The sequence below is a fragment of the Egicoccus sp. AB-alg6-2 genome, from assembly GCF_041821025.1.
Lineage (GTDB): Bacteria > Actinomycetota > Nitriliruptoria > Nitriliruptorales > Nitriliruptoraceae > Egicoccus.
On sequence record NZ_JBGUAY010000003.1, the window covers coordinates 342,000 to 360,537 of the forward strand.

16 protein-coding genes are annotated in these 18,538 nt (G+C 71.1%); 3 read left to right on the forward strand and 13 right to left on the reverse strand.

All coding sequences use genetic code 11. From position 1 onward, the window contains the following. Nucleotides 1-3: 3 nt before the first annotated feature. Both ACERMF_RS06545 and ACERMF_RS06550 read right to left on the reverse strand, forming a co-directional pair. The gene (locus ACERMF_RS06545; RefSeq protein ID WP_373668233.1) at nucleotides 4-405 is read right to left on the reverse strand and encodes an acyl-CoA thioesterase; all 402 of its coding nucleotides are present in this window, start codon (nucleotides 403-405) and stop codon (nucleotides 4-6) included. Beyond that, on the reverse strand, nucleotides 402-2,708 hold the full coding sequence (locus ACERMF_RS06550; RefSeq protein ID WP_373668234.1) for an FdhF/YdeP family oxidoreductase: 2,307 nt from the start codon (nucleotides 2,706-2,708) through the stop codon (nucleotides 402-404). The genes ACERMF_RS06545 and ACERMF_RS06550 overlap by 4 nt, the downstream gene beginning before the upstream one ends. A gap of 112 nt (nucleotides 2,709-2,820) precedes the next feature. On the opposite strand from ACERMF_RS06550, the gene ACERMF_RS06555 reads away from it, so the two are divergent. The 3 genes from ACERMF_RS06555 (at nucleotide 2,821) to ACERMF_RS06565 (ending at nucleotide 5,676) form a co-directional block, all read left to right on the forward strand. After that, nucleotides 2,821-3,600 (forward strand): NAD-dependent epimerase/dehydratase family protein, encoded by a 780-nt coding sequence (locus tag ACERMF_RS06555; protein ID WP_373668235.1) that lies wholly within the window; start codon nucleotides 2,821-2,823, stop codon nucleotides 3,598-3,600. A gap of 82 nt (nucleotides 3,601-3,682) precedes the next feature. After that, entirely contained in the window at nucleotides 3,683-5,161 is a 1,479-nt protein-coding gene (locus ACERMF_RS06560) for an AlkA N-terminal domain-containing protein (protein WP_373668236.1), read from the forward strand. Between the two features lie 23 nt (nucleotides 5,162-5,184). Then, on the forward strand, nucleotides 5,185-5,676 hold the full coding sequence (locus tag ACERMF_RS06565) for a methylated-DNA--[protein]-cysteine S-methyltransferase (RefSeq protein ID WP_373668237.1): 492 nt from the start codon (nucleotides 5,185-5,187) through the stop codon (nucleotides 5,674-5,676). Here the strand turns inward: ACERMF_RS06565 and ACERMF_RS06570 are convergent, their stop codons facing one another. The 11 genes from ACERMF_RS06570 to ACERMF_RS06620 all read right to left on the reverse strand — a co-directional run bounded on the left by ACERMF_RS06570 (nucleotide 5,677) and on the right by ACERMF_RS06620 (nucleotide 18,352). Beyond that, nucleotides 5,677-5,823 carry a hypothetical protein gene (locus tag ACERMF_RS06570; protein WP_373668388.1) on the reverse strand — a complete coding sequence of 49 codons (147 nt, stop codon included), beginning with the start codon at nucleotides 5,821-5,823 and terminating at the stop codon, nucleotides 5,677-5,679. Continuing rightward, on the reverse strand, nucleotides 5,808-7,268 hold the full coding sequence (locus ACERMF_RS06575; protein ID WP_373668238.1) for an aldehyde dehydrogenase: 1,461 nt from the start codon (nucleotides 7,266-7,268) through the stop codon (nucleotides 5,808-5,810). The genes ACERMF_RS06570 and ACERMF_RS06575 overlap by 16 nt, the downstream gene beginning before the upstream one ends. Before the next feature lie 44 nt (nucleotides 7,269-7,312). Further along, nucleotides 7,313-8,806 (reverse strand): CoA-acylating methylmalonate-semialdehyde dehydrogenase, encoded by a 1,494-nt coding sequence (locus ACERMF_RS06580; protein WP_373668239.1) that lies wholly within the window; start codon nucleotides 8,804-8,806, stop codon nucleotides 7,313-7,315. Between the two features lie 3 nt (nucleotides 8,807-8,809). Then, nucleotides 8,810-9,937 (reverse strand): PotD/PotF family extracellular solute-binding protein, encoded by a 1,128-nt coding sequence (locus tag ACERMF_RS06585; RefSeq protein WP_373668240.1) that lies wholly within the window; start codon nucleotides 9,935-9,937, stop codon nucleotides 8,810-8,812. 69 nt (nucleotides 9,938-10,006) lie between these two features. Beyond that, complete coding sequence (locus ACERMF_RS06590) at nucleotides 10,007-10,888, reverse strand: ABC transporter permease (protein ID WP_373668241.1); 882 nt, start codon at nucleotides 10,886-10,888, stop codon at nucleotides 10,007-10,009. 25 nt (nucleotides 10,889-10,913) lie between these two features. Beyond that, nucleotides 10,914-11,840, reverse strand: coding sequence for an ABC transporter permease (locus ACERMF_RS06595; protein WP_373668242.1), 927 nt, complete (start codon nucleotides 11,838-11,840; stop codon nucleotides 10,914-10,916). A 9-nt stretch (nucleotides 11,841-11,849) separates the two neighbouring features. Further along, a complete protein-coding gene (locus tag ACERMF_RS06600) occupies nucleotides 11,850-13,004 on the reverse strand; it encodes an ABC transporter ATP-binding protein (RefSeq protein ID WP_373668243.1) in 1,155 nt (384 codons plus the stop codon). Between the two features lie 45 nt (nucleotides 13,005-13,049). Beyond that, nucleotides 13,050-14,450, reverse strand: a complete 1,401-nt coding sequence (locus ACERMF_RS06605) for an NAD(P)/FAD-dependent oxidoreductase (RefSeq protein ID WP_373668244.1) — start codon at nucleotides 14,448-14,450, stop codon at nucleotides 13,050-13,052. Between the two features lies 1 nt (nucleotide 14,451). After that, the gene (gene ald, locus ACERMF_RS06610; protein ID WP_373668245.1) at nucleotides 14,452-15,537 is read right to left on the reverse strand and encodes an alanine dehydrogenase; all 1,086 of its coding nucleotides are present in this window, start codon (nucleotides 15,535-15,537) and stop codon (nucleotides 14,452-14,454) included. Further along, a complete protein-coding gene (locus tag ACERMF_RS06615; protein WP_373668246.1) occupies nucleotides 15,537-16,886 on the reverse strand; it encodes an aspartate aminotransferase family protein in 1,350 nt (449 codons plus the stop codon). Before ACERMF_RS06615 ends, ald begins: the two co-directional genes overlap by 1 nt. 44 nt (nucleotides 16,887-16,930) lie before the next feature. After that, nucleotides 16,931-18,352, reverse strand: a complete 1,422-nt coding sequence (locus tag ACERMF_RS06620; RefSeq protein ID WP_373668384.1) for a gamma-aminobutyraldehyde dehydrogenase — start codon at nucleotides 18,350-18,352, stop codon at nucleotides 16,931-16,933. Nucleotides 18,353-18,538 lie beyond the last annotated feature (186 nt).

The window sequence follows — 18,538 nt, forward strand, 5'->3', positions numbered from 1 at the left end:
CCGTCAGGCCTGCAAGGTGGCCAGCTTCTCGGCGAGCTCGGGCGGCGGGGGGATCGGACGGCCGGCGGGGTTGGTGGCGGTGGAGCGCACCTCGGCCTCGGCCACGATCTGGCCGGTCTCGTCGACGATCTGCTGTGCCCACCACGACGACGCCCGTCGCAGCTCCTCGACCCAGGTCCGCACCGTGAGGGTCTGTCCGGCGTGGGCGGGCCGGCGGAAGTGGATACGCAACTCGACCACGACCAGGTGCACGCCCCTCGCGGCCAGCACGCCGGGACCGAACCCGAGTCCGTCGAGCAGCTCGATACGGGCCGTCTCGAAGTAGTTGGCATAGACACCGTGGTTGACGTGCCCGTTCGGGTCGAGCTCGTGGAACCGGACCCGGATGGTGGTGGTCGTGCTCACGAGGGCGCCACCGACGGCTCGAGGCGGACGACGACCGACTTCGAGGTCGGCGTGTTGCTGCGACGGGCGGTCGAGTCGAGCGGCACGAGCACGTTGGTCTCCGGGAAGTAGGCGGCGGCACAGCCACGCGCGGTCGGGAACGCCACCGTCCGGAACGCCTCGGCGCGGCGGTCGACGCCGTCCTCCCACTCGCTGACGAGGTCGACCGTGTCGCCGTCGGCCAGGCCGAGCCCGGTGAGGTCGTCGGGGTGGACGAACACGACCCGACGGCCCTGCGTGATCCCGCGGTAGCGATCGTCGAGACCATAGATGGTCGTGTTGTACTGGTCGTGACTGCGGATGGTCTGCAGCAGCAACCGACCGGGAGGCACCCGGAGCACCTCGAGCTCGTTGACGCTGAACTGCGCCCGGCCCGTGTCGGTCGCCAACTCGTCGGCGGCGTCGCGCGCCGCGTTCGGGAGCAGGAAGCCGCCGAGGTCGCGCAGCCGCCGGTTGAAGTCGGCGAAACCGGGCACGACGTTGGCGATGTGGTCGCGGATCCGGTCGTAGTCGTCGGCCATGCCGGCCCAGTCGATCCCTGGGCCGTCCGCGCCCAGGGTCGCCCGGGCGATGCCGGTGAGGATGGCCACCTCGGACCGCAGGTGTTCCGACGCCGGCGCGAGCACCCCACGGGAGGCGTGCACCAGGCTCATCGAGTCCTCGACCGTGACCAACTGGGGTCCGGCAGCGCGGGCGTCGCGTTCGGGGCGGCTCAGGGTCGGCAGGATCAGTGCCTCGCGGCCGACGACGGCGTGCGAGCGGTTGAGCTTGGTCGACACCTGCACCGTCAGCTGCGCGTTGGCCATGGCGGCTTCCGTCGTCGCCGTGTCCGGGGAGGCGCCGACGAAGTTGCCGCCGACGGCGAGGAACACCTTCGCGCGGCCGTCACGCAGCGCGCGGATCGCCTCGACCACGTCGACGCCGTGCCGGCGGGGCGGCTCGAAACCGAACTCGTCACGAAGGGCGTCGAGGAAGTCGTCGCCCGGCTGCTCGTGGATGCCCATCGTGCGGTCGCCCTGCACGTTGGAGTGGCCGCGCACCGGGCAGACGCCGGTGCCGGGACGCCCGAGGTTGCCGCGCAGAAGCAGGAAGTTGACGATCTCCCGGATGGTGTCCACGGCGTTGCGGTGCTGGGTGAGACCCATCGCCCAGCACACGACGATCCGCTGCGCCCGCAGCACGTCGGCGAGGGTGGCCGCGATCTCGTCGCGGGTCAGTCCTGTCGCCGCGTCGACGTCACGCCAGTCGACCTGCCGCGCAGCCTCGGCGAACGCCTCGAACCCCGAGGTCCGGGCCGCGATGAAGTGGTGGTCGAGCACCGTGCCCGGTGCATCCTCCTCGGCCTGGAGCAGGCCGGCGTTGAGCGCCTTGAACAGCGCGAGGTCGCCGTTGAGGCGGATCTTGAGGTAGCGGTCGGTGATCGCCGTACCGCGTCCCGCCAGGCCCCGGGCCGTCTGGGGGTTGTCGAAGCGGAGCAACCCCGCCTCGGGCAGGGGGTTGACCGTGATGACCCGCGCACCGTTTCGCTTCGCCGTCTCGAGCGTGGACAACATCCGCGGATGGTTGGTCCCCGGGTTCTGACCGACGACGAAGATGAGGTCGGTGTCCTCGAGGTCGGACAACTGCACGGTGCCCTTGCCGACCCCGATGGTCTCGGTCAGCGCCGCCCCCGACGACTCGTGACACAGGTTGGAGCAGTCGGGCAGGTTGTTGGTACCGAATGCCCGCACGAACAGCTGGTAGACGAAGGCGGCCTCGTTCGAGGTCCGGCCCGAGGTGTAGAACACGGCTTCATCGGGTGACGCGAGCGAACGGAGGTGGGACGCGACCAGGGTGAAGGCGTCGTCCCAGCCGATCGGTTCGTAGTGGTCGCTGCCGTTGCGCTTGACCATCGGCTCGGTCAGTCGACCCTGCTGTCCGAGCCAGTGCTCGGAACGCTGGCGCAGGTCGCTGACGGCGTGCTCGGCGAAGAAGCCGCGGTCGACGCGTCGGACCGTGGCCTCGGCCGCCACGGCCTTGACCCCGTTCTCGCAGAACTCGGCCAGGTGCCGCCGGTCGGCTTCCGGCCAGGCGCAGCCCGGGCAGTCGAAGCCGTCGTGCTGGTTGAGCTTCGGCAGCGTCTGCAGGCTGCGACGCACGCCCATCTGCTCGGCGGCGTGCCGGAGGGACCACGCCACGGCCGGCAGACCCGCAGCAGCCCGCTCGGGTGGGCCGACCTCGAGGTGTTCGTCGCCCTGGTCCTCGACCGGTGGTCGCCGTGGCATGGTCCGCTCCTCGCCCTCGGACCGGCAGTGTTCCCCGTCGCCGACCCGGTTGCACACCGGCCGTCACCGAAAGGCCGTCTACGGTCACCGCGGACACGGCGAGGAGACGACCATGGGACGCGTGCTGATCACCGGGGCCGCCGGACGGATCGGCGGGTACCTGCGGGCGGGGCTGCCCGGCCTCGGGTGGCACCTGCGCCTGCTCGACGTCGAGCCGATTGCCGACCGGCACGCCGACGAGGAGACCGTCGTCGGATCGGTGCTCGATGCCGGGACGATCCGGGACGCCTGCGACGGTGTCGATGCGGTGGTGCACCTGGCGGCCACGACGGGACGCTCGATGGACTGGGAGGCGGCCAGCGACGACATCGCCGCCACCCGCGGCGTCCTCGAAGCGGCCCGGTGCGCCGGCATCACGCGGGTGGTGTACGCCTCGTCGAACCACGCGGTCGGGTTCCAGCCGCGCGGCGAACGGCCCGCGCCCGACTGGTCCTATCCGCGACCCGACACCTTCTACGGGGTCGCCAAGGTCGCCTCCGAGGCGTTGGGGTCGCTGTACGTGGACCGCTACGGCATGCACGTGGTGTGCCTGCGGATCGGCACCTGCCGGGAGCGGCCGAACAACGTCCGGTCGTTGTCGACCTGGCTGTCGCCGGCGGACGCGGCGCGGCTGGTCGGCGCCGCGTTGACGGCCCCGTCGCCCGGTTTCCGCGTCGTATGGGGCGTCTCCGCGAACACGCGCAACTGGTGGTCCCTCGACGGGGCGCGTGAGCTGGGCTACCAGCCCCAGGACGATGCCGAGGCGTACGCGGACGAGGTCCTGCGGGAGGCGACGCCGTCCGACCCCGAGGATCCCGAGCACCGACTCGTCGGGGGCGGCTTCACGCGCTGACCCCGGGCGCGCCCGCGTGCGGCGGCAGGGTCATGTCGCAAATCTGCTGGACCGCGCCGTCCGGACCGAGCATCCTGCCCGCATGTACCAAGACCTGGAACGCTGCGTGCGGGCCGTGCAGTCCAAGGACGCACGGTTCGACGGCTGGTTCTTCAGCGCCGTGCTCACGACCGGTATCTACTGCCGGCCGAGTTGCCCGGTGGTCCCGCCGAAGCCGCACAACATGCGCTTCTTCCCGACCGCGGCGGCGGCGCAGCAGGCCGGGTTCCGGGCGTGCAAGCGGTGCCGGCCGGACGCGAGTCCGGGCTCGCCGGAATGGGACCATCGAGCGGACGTGGTGGCACGGGCCATGCGCCTGATCGGGGACGGCACCGTCGACCGCGAGGGGGTGTCGGGACTCGCGGCACGTCTCGGGTACAGCCCCCGCCAGCTGCAGCGCCACCTGCGCGACGAGGTGGGGACGGGGCCGCTGGCACTCGCGCGGGCGCAGCGGGCACAGACCGCCCGGCTGTTGATCGAAACGACCGATCTGGCCCTGACCGAGGTCGCCTACGCCGCCGGCTTCGGCAGCGTGCGGGCGTTCAACGACGTCGTCCGGACGGTCTTCGCCACCACGCCTCGCGATCTGCGACGCCGGGCGCGGGGCGGCGCGGCGAGCGCCGGGACGGGCACGGTGACGCTGCGGCTGCCCTTCCGACGGCCCCTGTGCCCCGACAACCTGTTCGGACACCTCGTGGCCACGGCCGTGCCCGGCGTCGAGGAATGGCGCGACGGGGCGTACCGGCGCACCCTGCGGCTGCCCCACGGCAGCGGAATCGTCGCCCTCCGCCCCGAGAACGACCACGTCGCCTGCGACCTGCGCCTGACCGACCTGCGCGACCTCGGCACCGCCATCGCGCGCAGCCGGCGGCTGCTCGACCTCGACGCCGATCCCGTCGCCGTGGACGACCTGCTCGCGGCCGACCCCGTCCTGGCGCCACTCGTCCGCGCCGCCCCCGGCCGGCGGGTCCCACGCGCCGTCGACGCCGAGGAACTGGCCGTCCGCGCCGTGCTCGGGCAACAGGTGTCGACGGCCGCGGCCGCCACCCATGCCGGACGGCTCGCCGCCGCGCTGGGTGAGACGGTCGAGGATCCCGACGGTGGCCTGCACCGCCTCTTCCCGTCCGTGGCGGCCCTGGCCGATGCCGATCCGTCGCTGCTGCGGTTGCCCGCCAGCCGCGTGCGGGCGCTGCAGGGACTGGTGGAGGCCCTGGCAGGCGGCACGATCGACCTCGGTGCCGGGGCGGATCGCGCGGAGGCGAGGTCCCGGCTGCACGCCCTGCCGGGCCTGGGTCCCTGGACCGTCGAGGTGATCGCCATGCGCGGCCTCGGCGATCCCGACGCGTTCCTCCCGGGTGACCTGGGCGTCCGGGCCGCAGCGGAACACCTCGGCCTGCCGACCACGCCCGGCGCGCTGGTCGCCCGTGCCGAGGCGTGGCGCCCGTGGCGCGCCTACGCCGTCCAGTACCTGTGGGCGACGGGCGACCACGCCGTCAACCGTCTGCCCCGCACCGCCGCCTGACCGCTTCCGAAGGAGACGCCCCCATGCACCACGGCATCGTCGACAGTCCGCTCGGCCCGATCACGCTGGTGCGCGACGGCCGTGCCCTGGTGGGCTGCTACCTCGAGCCGCAGCGGCACCGGCCCGAGCAGGAAGGCTTCGGGCCGCGGGAGGACGGCGCCTTCGCCGACGTGGCAGAGCAGTTGGCAGCGTACTTCGCCGGCGACCGCCGGACGTTCGAGCTCGCGTTGTCCTTCGCACGTGGGACGGCGTTCCAGCAGCAGGTGTGGCGGGCCCTGTGCGACATCCCGTACGGCGAGACGATCTCGTACGGCGAGCTCGCGACGCGCATCGGCCAACCGACCGCCTCGCGGGCGGTCGGACTCGCGAACGGACGCAACCCGTTGGGCATCATCGTCCCCTGTCACCGGGTGGTCGGCGCGAACGGCACGCTCACGGGGTACGGCGGTGGCCTCGAGCGCAAGCAGCAGCTACTGGACCTCGAACGCGGCCACGCGCAGCTCTCGCTGGTCTGATCAGGCGACGCGCTCGAACAGGGCGGCCATGCCCTGACCGCCGCCGATGCACATGGTCTCGAGCGCGTACCGGCCGTGGCGGCGGTCGAGCTCGCGCAGCATGGTGGTCGGCGTGCGGACGTGTCGGGGGCTCAGTAGGGCAGCCACCAGTCCTTGCTGGCCTGGTCGAAGTCCCAGTGGACGTGCTTGGTCTCGAGGAAGGTCTCGAGGCCCTCGGGTCCGAGTTCGCGGCCGCCGCCGGTCATCTTCGTGCCCCCGAACGGGCCAGCGTAGTTGTCGGTGAGTGGATCGTTGATCCAGACGGTGCCCGCCTTCACCCGCTCGTAGAAGCGCTTGATCAGCAGGGGATCCGACGACCGCAACGTGGCTCCCAGTCCCATCTCCGAGGCGTTGACGCGCTCGATCGCCGCGTCGAAGTCGTCGTAGCTCGCCACCGGGATCGTGGGGCCGAAGGTCTCCTCGGTCATGATCACCATGTCGTCGTCGACGTCGACGAGCACGGTCGGCTCGTAGAACCACCCCTGCCGGTCGGGACGGACCCCGCCCGTCAGCACACGGGCGCCGCGGTCGAGGGCGTCGCGGACGTGGGCGTCGACCTTGTCCCGGAACCGGTCGTCGGCGAGCGGCCCGATGTCGGTGCCCTCCTCCAGCCCGTGCCCGAGGCGGAGGCCGGAAACCTTGGCGCTGAGCGCTTCGGCGAAGTCGTCGCGCATCCCCTGGGGGACGAAGATGCGCTCGGAGGACGTGCAGACCTGCCCGGCGTTGAGCAGGGCCGAGTACGCCAGCGCGTCGACTGCCGTGTCGAGTTCGGCGTCTGGCGCGACCACGAAGGCGTCCTTGCCGCCGAGTTCGAGGTGCAGGTGTTTCATCATCGGTGCGGCGACCGAGGCGATGCGCTGCCCGGTCGCGACCGAGCCCGTCATCGCGATCACCCGGACGTCGGGATGCGCCACCAGCGCCTCGCCGGCGTCCGTGCCGTAGCCCGTGACGACGTTCACGACGCCGGGCGGGAAGTGGTCGAAGCAGCGCTCGATCCACTCGAGCGTGACCAGCGAGGTCAGCTCGGACGGCTTGACCACGACGGTGTTGCCGGCCGCGAGCGCCGGCGCCAGCTTCCACGACAACAGCAGCAGCGGATAGTTCCACGGCACGATGGCACCGACGACCCCATACGGCTCCTTGAGCACCAGGTTGAGCTGCGTCCGGGGCTCCGCGGACGGCACGACCCGCCCCACGCCGTTGCGGCCGAGTTCGGCGTAGTAGCGCAGCGACGTCAGCGCCCACTCGGCCTCCTCCTCCTGCTCCGGTCGCGCCTTGCCCTGCTCGCGGGTGAGCAGTTCGACCAGCTCGCCGTGGTGTGCCATCGACTTCGCGTAGGCCTCGTGCAGCAGCTCGGCCCGGTCGTTGGCGGCGGTGTAGCGCCAGTCGTCCGCCGCATCGCGCGCCGCGGCGACGGCCTGCGCGACCTCGGCCGCGCCGCCGGCCGGGACCCGGCCGATGACCTCCTCGGTGGCAGGGTCGCGGCTGTCGATCCAGCCGGCGTCGGGGGCGGTCACGTGCTGGCCGCCGATCCACATGGCGCGGTCGTTCATCTGGCTGCGTCGCCTTCTCCGGCCCGACGGCCGGGGTCGGGTGCTCAGTCGGAGGTCGGGAAGTGCAGGCTGGTACGCGTGTCCTGCACCGGCCAGCGGGCCGTGACCACCTTGCCGCGGGTGTAGAAGTGCACGCCCTCGGCGCCGTGGACGTGCGTGTCGCCGAACAGCGAGTCCTTCCAGCCGCCGAAGCTGTAGTACGCCATCGGGACCGGGATGGGCACGTTGATGCCGACCATGCCGACCTCGATCTCGTGCTGGAATCGCCGCGCCTGGGTCCCCGAGTCGGTGAACACCGCGGTGCCGTTGCCGTAGGGGTTGGCGTTGACGAGGTCGATCGCCGCGCCGTGGTCGTCGACGCGCACCACCGACAGCACCGGCCCGAAGATCTCGTCGCGGTAGACGGTCATCTCCGGGCGCACGTGGTCGAGCAGGCACGGACCGAGCCAGAAGCCGTCCTCGGCTCCCGGCACCGTCAGGCCGCGCCCGTCGACGACGACCTCGGCGCCCTCCTCGGTGCCGGTGGCGACGTAGGAGGCGACGCGGTCGCGGTGTTCGCGCGTCACCAGCGGACCCATCTCGGCGTCCGGGTCCGTGCCGGGCCCGACCCGCAGTCCCTCCATGCGCTTGGCGATCGCGGGGACGAGGCGGTCGGCGACGTCGCCGACGGCGACCACCGCCGAGATCGCCATGCACCGCTCCCCCGCCGATCCGTAGGCCGCGGAGACCGCGGCGTCGGCGGCGAGGTCGATGTCGGCATCGGGCAGCACGACCATGTGGTTCTTCGCGCCGCCGAGGGCCTGGACGCGCTTGCCGTGCTGGGTCGCGGTGGTGAACACGTGGCGGGCGATGGGGGTCGAGCCCACGAACGAGACCGCCGCGACACCCGGGTGGGTCAGCAGCGCGTCGACGGCCTCACGGTCGCCGTGCAGGACGTTGAACACCCCGTCGGGCAGCCCGGCCCGCGCCCACAGCTCCGCCAGCGCGACCGCGACCGACGGGTCCTTCTCGCTCGGTTTGAGCACGAAGGTGTTCCCACAGGCGATCGCGACCGGGAACATCCACATCGGGACCATCGCGGGGAAGTTGAACGGGGTGATCCCGGCCACGACCCCCAGCGGCTGGCGCAACGAGTAGCTGTCCACCCCGGTCGAGACGTTCTCCGAGTAGCCGCCCTTGAGCAGTTGCGGAATGCCGCAGGCGAACTCGACCACCTCGAGGCCCCGCTGCACCTCGCCCACCGCGTCGTCGTGGACCTTGCCGTGCTCCTCGACGATCAGCGCGGCCAGTTCGTCACGTCGCGCCGCCACCAGTTCGCGGAAGGCGAACAGCACGCGGGTGCGCTGCGCGAGCGTGCTCTCGCGCCAGCCGACGAAGGCGTCACGGGCGACGCCGACGACCGCGTCGACGGTCGCCGCGTCGGCCAGCGGCACCTGGCGGACGACCCGTCCCGACGCGGGGTCGAAGATCTCCCCGCGTCGGGCGGTGTCGTCGGCCAGCGGCTGACCACCGACGTGGTGGGACAGCAGCGGGGTCATCGACTACCCCTGCGCCCGGGTGAACAGGTCGGTGTAGAGCACCTCGGCGTCGCCGGTGTTCTCGAGGAAGTACAGGTTCTCGCGCACGTCCTCGTCCGGGTAGATCGCCGGGTTCTCGCTCACCTCCTCGTCGATGAACTCGGTGGCGGCCTCGTTCGGCGAGGCGTAGTAGGTCCAGTTGGTGAGCTGGGCCCCGTTCTCGGCGTCGAGGATGAAGTTGATGAACGTGTGCGCCGTGCACGGGCTGTTGGTCGAGTTGAGGATCGCCATGTTGTCGGTCCAGATCGTGGCGCCCTCCTCGGGGATCAGGTAGGCGTAGTTCTCGTCGCCGAAGTTGTCGAGGAAGTTGCCGCTGTAGCCCTGCGCCACGTCGGTCTCGCCGCTCATGAGCAACTCGGTGAACTGGTCCGAGGTGAAGGTGACGATCCGGTCGTTCTGAGCGATCAGGTCGGCGGCCTCCTCGAGCTGGCCCTCGTCGGTGGTATTGGGATCGTGGCCGAGGTAGTACAGCGCGGCGGCCATGGCCTCACGCGGGTCGTCGAGCATGGAGATGTTGAGCCCGTCACGCAGCTCTTCGTCGAACAGCCAGCCCCACGTCGGCTCGGGGTCGTCACCGACGACGTCGAGGTTCACGCCGAGCCCGGTCGTGCCCCATTGGTAGGGCATGGAGTACGCCAGGTCGGGGTCGTAGGGCGGCGTCGTGAACTCCTCGGCGACGTTGGACGCGTTGGGGATCGCCTCGTGGTCGAGCGGGAGCAGCAGCCCCTCCTCGATCATGATCGCGACCATGTAGTCGGACGGGACGATGACGTCGTACTCGGCGCCGCCGGCGCGGATCTGGGCGAGCAGGGCCTCGTTGGACGTGAAGGTGTCCTCGGTGGCACTGACGCCGTACTCCTCACCGAACGCGGCCAGCAGGTCGGGGTCCATGTACTCGGACCAGTTGTAGAGCAGCAGGTCGCCGTCCACCTCGTCGATCTCGCACGCCACCGCCTCGGCGTCGCCGCCGTCGCCGGCGGCGGTCTCGGTTCCCTCGGGCGTGCCGTCCGCCGTGTCCTCGCCGACCTCGCGGCCACAGGCCGCCAGTGCGAGCACGCCGACCAGCAGCGCCGCCGTCATGCGGTACCTCATCCTCGTCCCTTTTCGTCGTCGAACATCGTCTCGAACTCGTGTCTGACCGCGCAGCGTGGCCGCTGGGGCCTATCCCCCCGAACCCTCGCGCCGGCGCGACACCGCCAGCGACAACAGCACCAACCCGATCGATCCGAGCAGCATCAGGACCGACACGGCGTTGATCAGCGGCGTCACCCCGCGCCGCAGCGAACCGAAGACGTACACCGGCAGCGTGGTCGAGCCGGCGCCACTGACGAACTCGGTGATGACCACGTCGTCCAGCGACAGGGTCAGCGCGAGCAGCGCTCCACCGGCAACCCCCGGCGCGATCAGCGGCAGGGTGACCCGCCGGAACGCCTGCCACCGGTTGGCGTACAGGTCGGCCGCCGCCTCCTCGAGGGCCCCGTCCAGTCCGGCGAGGCGGGCACGCACCACGAGGGCGACGAACGAGATGTTGAACGCGATGTGCGCCAGCATGATCGTGCCGATGCCCCGGCTGAACTGGATGCCGGTGGCGAGAAAGATCAGGTCGAAGGCCTGCACGAAGAACAGCAGCAGCATCACGGCCATCGTGATGTCGGGGATGATCACCGGCAGGTACAGCAGGCCGTCGAAGGCCCGCTGGCCGCGGTAGCGGAAGCGTTCCATGGACAGCCCCGCGGCCGTGCCCAGGATGGTGGCGACCACGGTGGACACCAGGGCCACCCGGATCGAGTTCCACAAGGCGTCCAGCACGCGGGCGTTGCCGAACATCTCGCCGTACCAGCGCAGCGACGGCTCGGTCCAGATCCCGACCCGCTGGTTGTCGTTGAACGAATAGACGATCAGCACCAGGATCGGCAGGTACAGGAACGCGAACACGAGCCAGGCGTTGCCGGCCAGCAGCCGGTCCACCGCCTTCTTGGGGCGTGCCAGCGAGTCCTCGGCGACGTCGGCGCCGCCGCTGCCGGGCATCTCCAGGACGCTCATCGGCGTTCCTCCGCACGTGACCGGGTCACAGGTTCTTCCCTCCGCTGCGGAAGTACGCGGTGGCGGCGACCATCATGAGCACGAGGATCGTCACCGACAGCGCGGAACCGAACGGCCAGTCGCTGGCGGTGCCGATGAACTGCCGGGCGATGTAGCTGCCGAGCATGGTCGAACCGCGTCCCCCGAGGATCTCGGGGGTGACGTAGGCGCCGAAGGACGGGATGAACACCAGGATCGAGCCGGCGATGACGCCCGGGCGCGACAGCGGCCAGGTCACCTTCCAGAACGCCTGCCATCCGCTGGCGTACAGGTCACGCGCCGCCTCGACCAGCGAGTGGTCGAGCCGCTCGATGGCGGCATAGAGGGGCAGGATCATGAAGGGCAGGTAGCCGTACACCAGCCCGATCAGGACGCCGGTCGGGGTGAACAGCAGTTGCGCGTCGGTGAACCCGATGGCGTGCAGCAGCCGGGTGAACGGTCCGTCGCCGCCGAGAAGCATCCGCCAGGCGTAGGTCCGTACCAGGAAGTTCGACCAGAAGGGGATCATGACCAGCACGAGCAGCACGGCCCGGCTGCGTGCGGGTCGCGTCGCCAGGTAGTAGGCGAACGGATAGGCGACCAACAGGCACACCAGGGTCGTCACGGTCGCGATCCACAACGAGCGCCACGCGATGGTGAGGACCAGCGAATCGGTCATCCGGGCGTAGGAGTCGAGGTTCCACCCGGCCAGGACGGTCGCGCCGCGGACCGACCGGCTCGCGAAGGAGTAGACGATGACGATCAGCAGCGGCGTGGCGAAGAAGGCGACGAGGTAGGCGTAGCTCGGCAGGCCGATGAGGAAGCCGCGTCGCGACTCGGCCCGCTCGGCGTCGTGTTCGAGCCCGGGACCGGCCGGCGCCGCCGGCTCGGTGAGCTCCGGCTGGACGTCGGGCGGTGGGACGGTCGTGGACATCCGGCGCTCCTAGTCGTCGAGCACCGAGGCGCTGGAGGGCATCCATCGCACCCGCACGCGGTCACCCTGCGCGAAGTGCTCGATACCCGGCGCGTTGCCCTGCCGCACGCGGATGCGCAGGTCCGGGTCGCCGTCGGCCACGACCTCGTAGGAGGTGGCATTGCCCAGGAACGTCAGCCGGTCCACGCGCCCGTGCACCGCGTCGAGCGCGGGGTCACGCTCGTGGTCGGGGTGGCGCAGCCCGAGCTGTTCGGGCCGGATCGCGACCGTGACCGCCGTGCCGGCCGCCGCGTCGCTGTCGACACGGATGGTGCTGCCGTCGCCCAGCCGGGCCGTCCGCGCATCCAGCACGGTCGCGGCCAACAGGTTGGTGTCCCCGATGAAGTCCGCGACGAAGCGGGTACGCGGCCGGTCGTAGATCTCCTTCGGTGCGCCCACCTGCAGCAGCTGCCCGCCCTCCATGACCGCGATGCGGTCGGACATGGTCAGCGCCTCCTCCTGGTCGTGGGTGACGTAGACGAACGTGATGCCGACCCGCTCCTGCAACTGCTTGAGTTCGAGTTGCATGGCCTGGCGCAACTTGAGGTCGAGCGCCCCCAATGGTTCGTCGAGCAGCAGCACCTTCGGGTGGTTCACGAGCGCCCGCGCCAGCGCGACACGCTGCTGCTGACCGCCGGAGAGCTGCTTCGGCTTCCGCTGCTCACGGCCCTGCAGCTGCACCAGGTCGATGACCTCGGCGACCCGACGCGAGACCTCGCTCTTGTCCACGTCCTGCATCTGCAGACCGAATGCGATGTTCTGCGCCACCGTCATGTGGGGGAACAACGCATAGGACTGGAACACGGTGTTGACCGGGCGCTTGTTGGGCGGTTCCAGGCCGACCTCGTCCCCGAAGATGCGGATGCTCCCCGCGGTCGGGTACTCGAAGCCGGCGATCATCCGCAGGGTCGTGGTCTTGCCGCAGCCCGAGGGGCCGAGCAGGGAGAAGAACTCGCCGTCGGCGATGTCGAGGTCGATGGCCTTCACGGCGGTGACGGGGTCGGCGCCCTTCGGACCGGGGAACCGCTTGGTGACCCCGTGCAGGGCGACCGCGACGTCCGCGGCCGGGTCGCCGGGGCTCGCCGGCGAGGTAGGACGACCGGCGTCCAGCGAGACGTCAGACACGACGGTCCTTTCGTGCGGGTCCGGAGGAGGTGCGCAGCATGCCGGTCACGAGTCGAAACCGATGCCGAAACGGTCGAGCAGTCCCAGCCACGGTCCGCGGCGGCCGTCGCGGGCGTCGGCGCGCGCGATCGCCCGTCGCGTCATCTGCACGCCCGCCCACCGCAACGGTTCGGGCGGAAACGGGAAGGGATGCGTACTCGTGAAGCGCAACTGCAGCAGCGGGGAGTCGGGCGCCAGCAGCTTGTCGGTGAGCACCCGACCGGCGAACCGGCTCGCCGCGACGCCCAGTCCGGTGTAGCCGAGCGCGTAGACGACCCGACCGCCCAGCGCGTCGCCGAACGTGGCCGTGAACCTGGTCGTGGTCGCGATCGGACCGCCCCACCAGCGCTCGAAGCGCACGTCGGCGAGTTGGGGGAAGGTGGCCCGGAAATGGCGGGCGAGCAGGTCGTAGGTCGCCCGCCGGTGGTCGTTGCGGGGACCGACGCTGCTCCCGAAGCGGTAGATGGCGTCGTAGCCGCCCCACAGGATCCGGTCGTCGTCGGTGAGGCGGTAGTAGTGGAACTGGTTGCCGGCATCGGCGACGCCCTGGCGGCGTTTCCAGCCGATCCGTGCCAGCTGTTCGGCGTTCAGCGGCTCGGTCAGCAGGACGTAGTCGTAGACCGGGACGAAGTGGCGGGCCGTGCGTCGCAGGAGTCGATGGCTGTAGGCGTTGGTGGCCAGCACGACCCGGTCGGCACGGACGCTTCCCTGGGCCGTCCGCACGATCGCGCCGGCGCCGGCCGCCTCGATGTCGGTGACCTGGCTGCGTTCGTGCACCACGACGCCGCGCCGTCGTGCCTCGGTCGCCAGGCCACGGACGAGCCGGCCGGGGTGCACCAGTGCGCCCGCCTCCGGGCGGTGCAGGCCGGCCAGGTAGGTCGGCGAGTCCACCTCGGCCCGGACGGCGCCCGCGTCGAGCAGTTCGTGGGATTCGCCGAGGGCGGCGTACTGCTCGGCGTCCTCGGCCAGCCCGTGGACCTGCCACGGTGCGGTGGCGACCTCGAGCACGCCGGTGCGCTCGAACGCGTCGGCGACGCCGAACCGCTGGGCGTCGTCGAGCAGGTCGGCGAAGTTGTCGTTGCCGAGCCGGGTCAACTCGTCGATCTCGTCGGGGAAGTGCTTGCGACCGTTGGCCAGCCCGTGCGTCAACGACGGCTCGACGAACCCGCCGTTGCGGCCCGACGCGCCGTGGCCGACGACGTTCGCCTCGACCACCCGAACCGACAGCGACGGGTTCCGACCCGTCAGCGCCAGGGCGGTCCACAACCCGGTGAAGCCGGCGCCGACGACGACCACGTCGGCGACCTGCTGGCCCTGCAGCACCGGACCCACCACGTCGGTGTCCGGGTCGCGGTCGAGCCAGAAGCTGACCGCGCGGCCGGACGTCGGAGCGGTGGTGCCGGTCATGTCAGTCCCGGCTCGGCAGGTCGGGGAAGGTCGCCGCGACCGCCGGGTGGACGACCGCACCCTCGGCGATGTTGAGCGCGCCCTCCAGGCCCGGATGGTCGGGGTCGTCGAGCAGGCGCAGCAGTCGCGGTGCGACCGCGGCCGACAGTGCCGCCGAAGCCGTGCGGGGAAACTGGCCCGGGACGTTGGTGACGCAGTAGTGGACGACGCCGTGCTCGACGTAGGTGGGCTCGGACAACGACGTGGGGCGGGCGGTCTCGATGCAGCCGCCCTGGTCGATGGCGAGGTCGACGACCACGGAGCCAGGACGCATCGAGGTGACCATCGCCTCGGTGACCACCATCGGGGCGCGGGCGCCGGGGACCAGCGCGGCCCCGATGACGAGGTCGGCGTCGCAGACGTGGTCGGCGACCGCTGCCGGCTCGCTGATCTGGGTCGCGTCGACGGTCCCGTCGAGGTGGTGGTCGTAGAGGCGTTGGAGGTCGATGTCCACCCCGGTGACGTGCGCGTCGAGACCACGCAGGCCTCGTGCCGCCATGGTGCCGGCGACCCCCATGCCGATGACGACCGCCTTGGCGGGCGGGACCCCGGCCGCACCACCCATCAGCGTGCCCGAGCCCCCCTGGGCGGCCGAGAGCTTCTCGGCGCCGACGATGGCGGCCGCGCGTCCGGCGATCTCGGACATGGGCGCCAGCAGGGGCAGTCCGCCGCGCTCGGTGAGCGTCTCGTAGGCATATGCCCGCACGCCCGCCCCGACGAGCGCGGCGGCCAGCTCGGGCTCGGCGGCGAGGTGCAGGTAGGTGAACAGGGTCAGGTCGTCGCGGAAGTGGGGGTACTCGCCCGCTTGTGGTTCCTTGACCTTGACCACCACTTCGGCCGCCCACGCGTCGGCGGCCGAGGCGACGAGCTCGGCGCCCGCCTCCTTGTAGTCGTTGTCGGCGAACCCGGCGCCTTCGCCGGCACCGGTCTGGACCAGCACCCGGTGGCCGCGGTCGACGACGGACGCGACCGCGGACGGCGTCAGCGCGATCCGCCGCTCACGGTCCTTGACCTCGGCGGGCAGGCCGATGACCCGGGAAGCCCCCATCACCACGACTCCATCCGCTTGGTGGCCTCGCCGAGGACCTGGTCGAGGATCGCGATGATCTCGCCGAGGATCGTGCGGTCGGCCACGAGCGGGGGCGAGAGCTGGATGACCGGTTCGTCGCGGTCGTCGGCGCGGCAGATCATGCCGAGCTCGAGCAGGCGGGCCGAGAGGAACCCGCGCAGCAGCAGCTCGGACTCCGCGTCGTCGAACATGACCTTGTGCCGGCGGTCCTTGACGAGCTCGAGCGCCCAGAAGTAGCCGGTGCCGCGTACGTCGCCCACGATCTCGTGACGGTCGTACAGCCCGCGCAGCTGTTCCTCGAACCAGCCCTCGTTGGCGCGCACGTTCTCGAGGACCTGCAGCTCGTCGAACAGGCGCAGGTTCTCGAGCGCCACGGCGGCGGCAACCGGGTGCCCGCCCCAGGTGGCGCCGTGGACGAACATCGTCGTCTTCTCGAGCTGCATGATCTTGGCGACGCGTTCGTTGAAGGCGACGCCACCCAGCGGCATGTAGGCCGACGTGACGCCCTTCGCGAACGTGAGCAGGTCGGGGACGACGCCGTACTTCTCCGCCCCGGTCCAGTACCCCAGCCGGCCGAAGGCCGTGATGACCTCGTCGCAGGCGAGCAGCACCCCGTGCCGATCGCAGATCTCGCGCAGCCGGGGCCAGTAGTCGGCCGGCGGCGTGAAGCAGCCACCGGCGTTCTGGACCGGCTCGGCGATGACCAGCGACACGTTCTCGGGACCGAGCTCGAGGATCTTGTCCTCGACCGCCTGGGCCGGGTCGTCGTGCTGTGGCCGGTAGGCGTTGGTGTTCGGCACGTAGTGGTGCACGGGGCGCAACGGCTCGAAGGCCTCGCGCAGGCCCGGCAGACCGGTCACGCCCAGGGCGCCGAGGGTGGTGCCGTGGTAGGCGTAGTTGCGGCTGATGACCAGCTTGCGGGTCGGTTCGCCGGCCAGCGCGTGGTACTGCTGCGCGAGCTTCACGGCCGCCTCGACGGCTTCGGAACCGGAGTTGACGAAGAAGAACTGGTCGAGGTCGCCCGGGAACCGTTCGGCGAGCGCCGCCGCGAGGTCGAGCGCCGGCTGGTGGGCGTACGACCAGTTGGTCCAGAACGGCAGGGTGTCCATCTGCGCCTTGGCGACCTCCCCCATGGAGGGATGGCCGTACCCGATCTGCGCGCAGAACAGCGCCGACAGGGCATCGAGGTAGCGCTTCCCCTTCGAGTCCCAGACGTAGCAGCCGTCGGCCTTCGCGAGGGTCGGGACGGTGGGGTCGTCGCCCAGCCAGTCGGAGGTGCGGGTGAAGTGCAACCAGAGGTTGCCGTGGCTCAGTTCCGCCGTACTCATGTTCGTCGCCTTCCGGGGCGCCGTTGCCCCCATGCGTCGCGCCGTCAGACCGTGATGTCCGACATGACGTGCTTGATGCGCGTGTAGTCCTCGAGGCTGTACATGGACAGGTCCTTGCCGTGGCCCGAGTGCTTGAACCCGCCGTGCGGCATCTCCGCCACGATCGGGATGTGGGTGTTGATCCAGACCGCGCCGAAGTCCAGCCCCTTCGCGATCCGCATCGCGCGTCCGTGGTCCTTGGTCCACACGCTCGACGCGAGGCCGTACTTGACGCCGTTGGCCCAGCCCAGCGCCTGCTCCTCGTCGTCGAAGCGCTGGACGGTGAGCACGGGACCGAAGATCTCGGTCTGGCTCATCTCGTCGTCCGGCTGCAGCCCCGCGACGACGGTCGGCTCGAAGAAGAACCCGTCACGTGCGAGCGGGTGCCCGCCGGCGACGACCTCGAGGTGGTCGGGTGCGCGGTCGAGGAAGCCCTTGACCCGCTCGTGCTGGTCGACGTTGTTGAGGGGACCGAAGTCGGCCTCCTCGTCGTCGGTGGGTGCCCCGGTCGTGGTCCCGCGGGCCTGCTCGGCCAGGGCCGCGACCAGGTCGTCGTAGATCCGCGCACTGGCGAGGACCCGCGAGGCCGCCGTGCAGTCCTGGCCGGCGTTGAAGTAGCCGGCACCGGCGATGCCGGCCGCCGCGTGCTCGACGTCGGCGTCGTCGAAGACCAGCACCGGCGCCTTGCCCCCGAGTTCGAGGTGGGTGATCTTGAGGTCACGGGCGACGGCCTCGGCGACCTCCATACCGGCACGGACCGAGCCGGTGACCGACACGAACTGCGGGATCTCGTGGGTGACCAGGCTGCGGCCGGTGTCGCGGTCGCCGCAGATCACGTTCATCACGCCCGGCGGCAGGAACTCCTGCATCAGTTCGGCCATCCACACCGTGGACACCGGCGTGGTGTCGCTGGGCTTGAGCACCACGGTGTTGCCGGCCGCCAGCGCGGGCGCGAACTTCCACACCGCCATCATCATCGGGTAGTTCCAGGGCGCCACCTGGGCGCACACGCCGATCGGCTCACGTCGCACGTACGAGGTGTGCCCGGGCATGTACTCCCCGGCGGAGCGGCCCTCGAGCACACGGGCGGCACCCGCGAAGAACCGGATCTGGTCGACGGCGGGCGGCAGTTCCTCATCCATCGTGAGCTGGAACGGCTTGCCGGTGTTCTCCGACTCCAGCCGGATCAGCTCCTCGCCGCGCTCCTCGATGGCGTCGGCGATCCGGAGCAGCGCGCGGCTGCGCTCCGACGGCGTCGCGTCCCGCCAGGCGGGGAAGGCGTCGGCGGCCGCGCGGCAGGCGGCGTCGACGTCGTCCGCTCCCGACCTGGGCGCCGTGGCGAACGCCTTTCCGGTCGCGGGGTCGATCAGGTCCATCGTCTCGCCCGACATCGGGCCCTGCAGCTTCCCGCCGATCAGGTTCTGGATCTCACGCACAGCTCACGACCTCCCGGTTCGCTCTCCGCCGACGGACGCTAGGAGGAACGCCCGACCGCTGTCGTTGGCCGTCCGGCGCTCGTCGCCCGTACCGACTTGGCCACCTGGCAAACGGGTGCGGCTCCCTGCCCCCACCTTCACCGATCGGCCAAGCCAAGCACACCGCCATGGGCGCTT

What these genes read in the sequence shown, in the direction of transcription:
- ACERMF_RS06550 (WP_373668234.1), bottom strand. Translation starts at nt 2,708, where the DNA reads ATGCCACGGCGACCACCGGTCGAGGACCAGGGCGACGAACACCTCGAG.
- ACERMF_RS06555 (WP_373668235.1), top strand. Translation starts at nt 2,821, where the DNA reads ATGGGACGCGTGCTGATCACCGGGGCCGCCGGACGGATCGGCGGGTAC.
- ACERMF_RS06560 (WP_373668236.1), top strand. Translation starts at nt 3,683, where the DNA reads ATGTACCAAGACCTGGAACGCTGCGTGCGGGCCGTGCAGTCCAAGGAC.
- ACERMF_RS06565 (WP_373668237.1), top strand. Translation starts at nt 5,185, where the DNA reads ATGCACCACGGCATCGTCGACAGTCCGCTCGGCCCGATCACGCTGGTG.
- ACERMF_RS06575 (WP_373668238.1), bottom strand. Translation starts at nt 7,268, where the DNA reads ATGAACGACCGCGCCATGTGGATCGGCGGCCAGCACGTGACCGCCCCC.
- ACERMF_RS06580 (WP_373668239.1), bottom strand. Translation starts at nt 8,806, where the DNA reads ATGACCCCGCTGCTGTCCCACCACGTCGGTGGTCAGCCGCTGGCCGAC.
- ACERMF_RS06585 (WP_373668240.1), bottom strand. Translation starts at nt 9,937, where the DNA reads ATGAGGTACCGCATGACGGCGGCGCTGCTGGTCGGCGTGCTCGCACTG.
- ACERMF_RS06590 (WP_373668241.1), bottom strand. Translation starts at nt 10,888, where the DNA reads ATGAGCGTCCTGGAGATGCCCGGCAGCGGCGGCGCCGACGTCGCCGAG.
- ACERMF_RS06595 (WP_373668242.1), bottom strand. Translation starts at nt 11,840, where the DNA reads ATGTCCACGACCGTCCCACCGCCCGACGTCCAGCCGGAGCTCACCGAG.
- ACERMF_RS06605 (WP_373668244.1), bottom strand. Translation starts at nt 14,450, where the DNA reads ATGACCGGCACCACCGCTCCGACGTCCGGCCGCGCGGTCAGCTTCTGG.
- ald (WP_373668245.1), bottom strand. Translation starts at nt 15,537, where the DNA reads ATGGGGGCTTCCCGGGTCATCGGCCTGCCCGCCGAGGTCAAGGACCGT.
- ACERMF_RS06615 (WP_373668246.1), bottom strand. Translation starts at nt 16,886, where the DNA reads ATGAGTACGGCGGAACTGAGCCACGGCAACCTCTGGTTGCACTTCACC.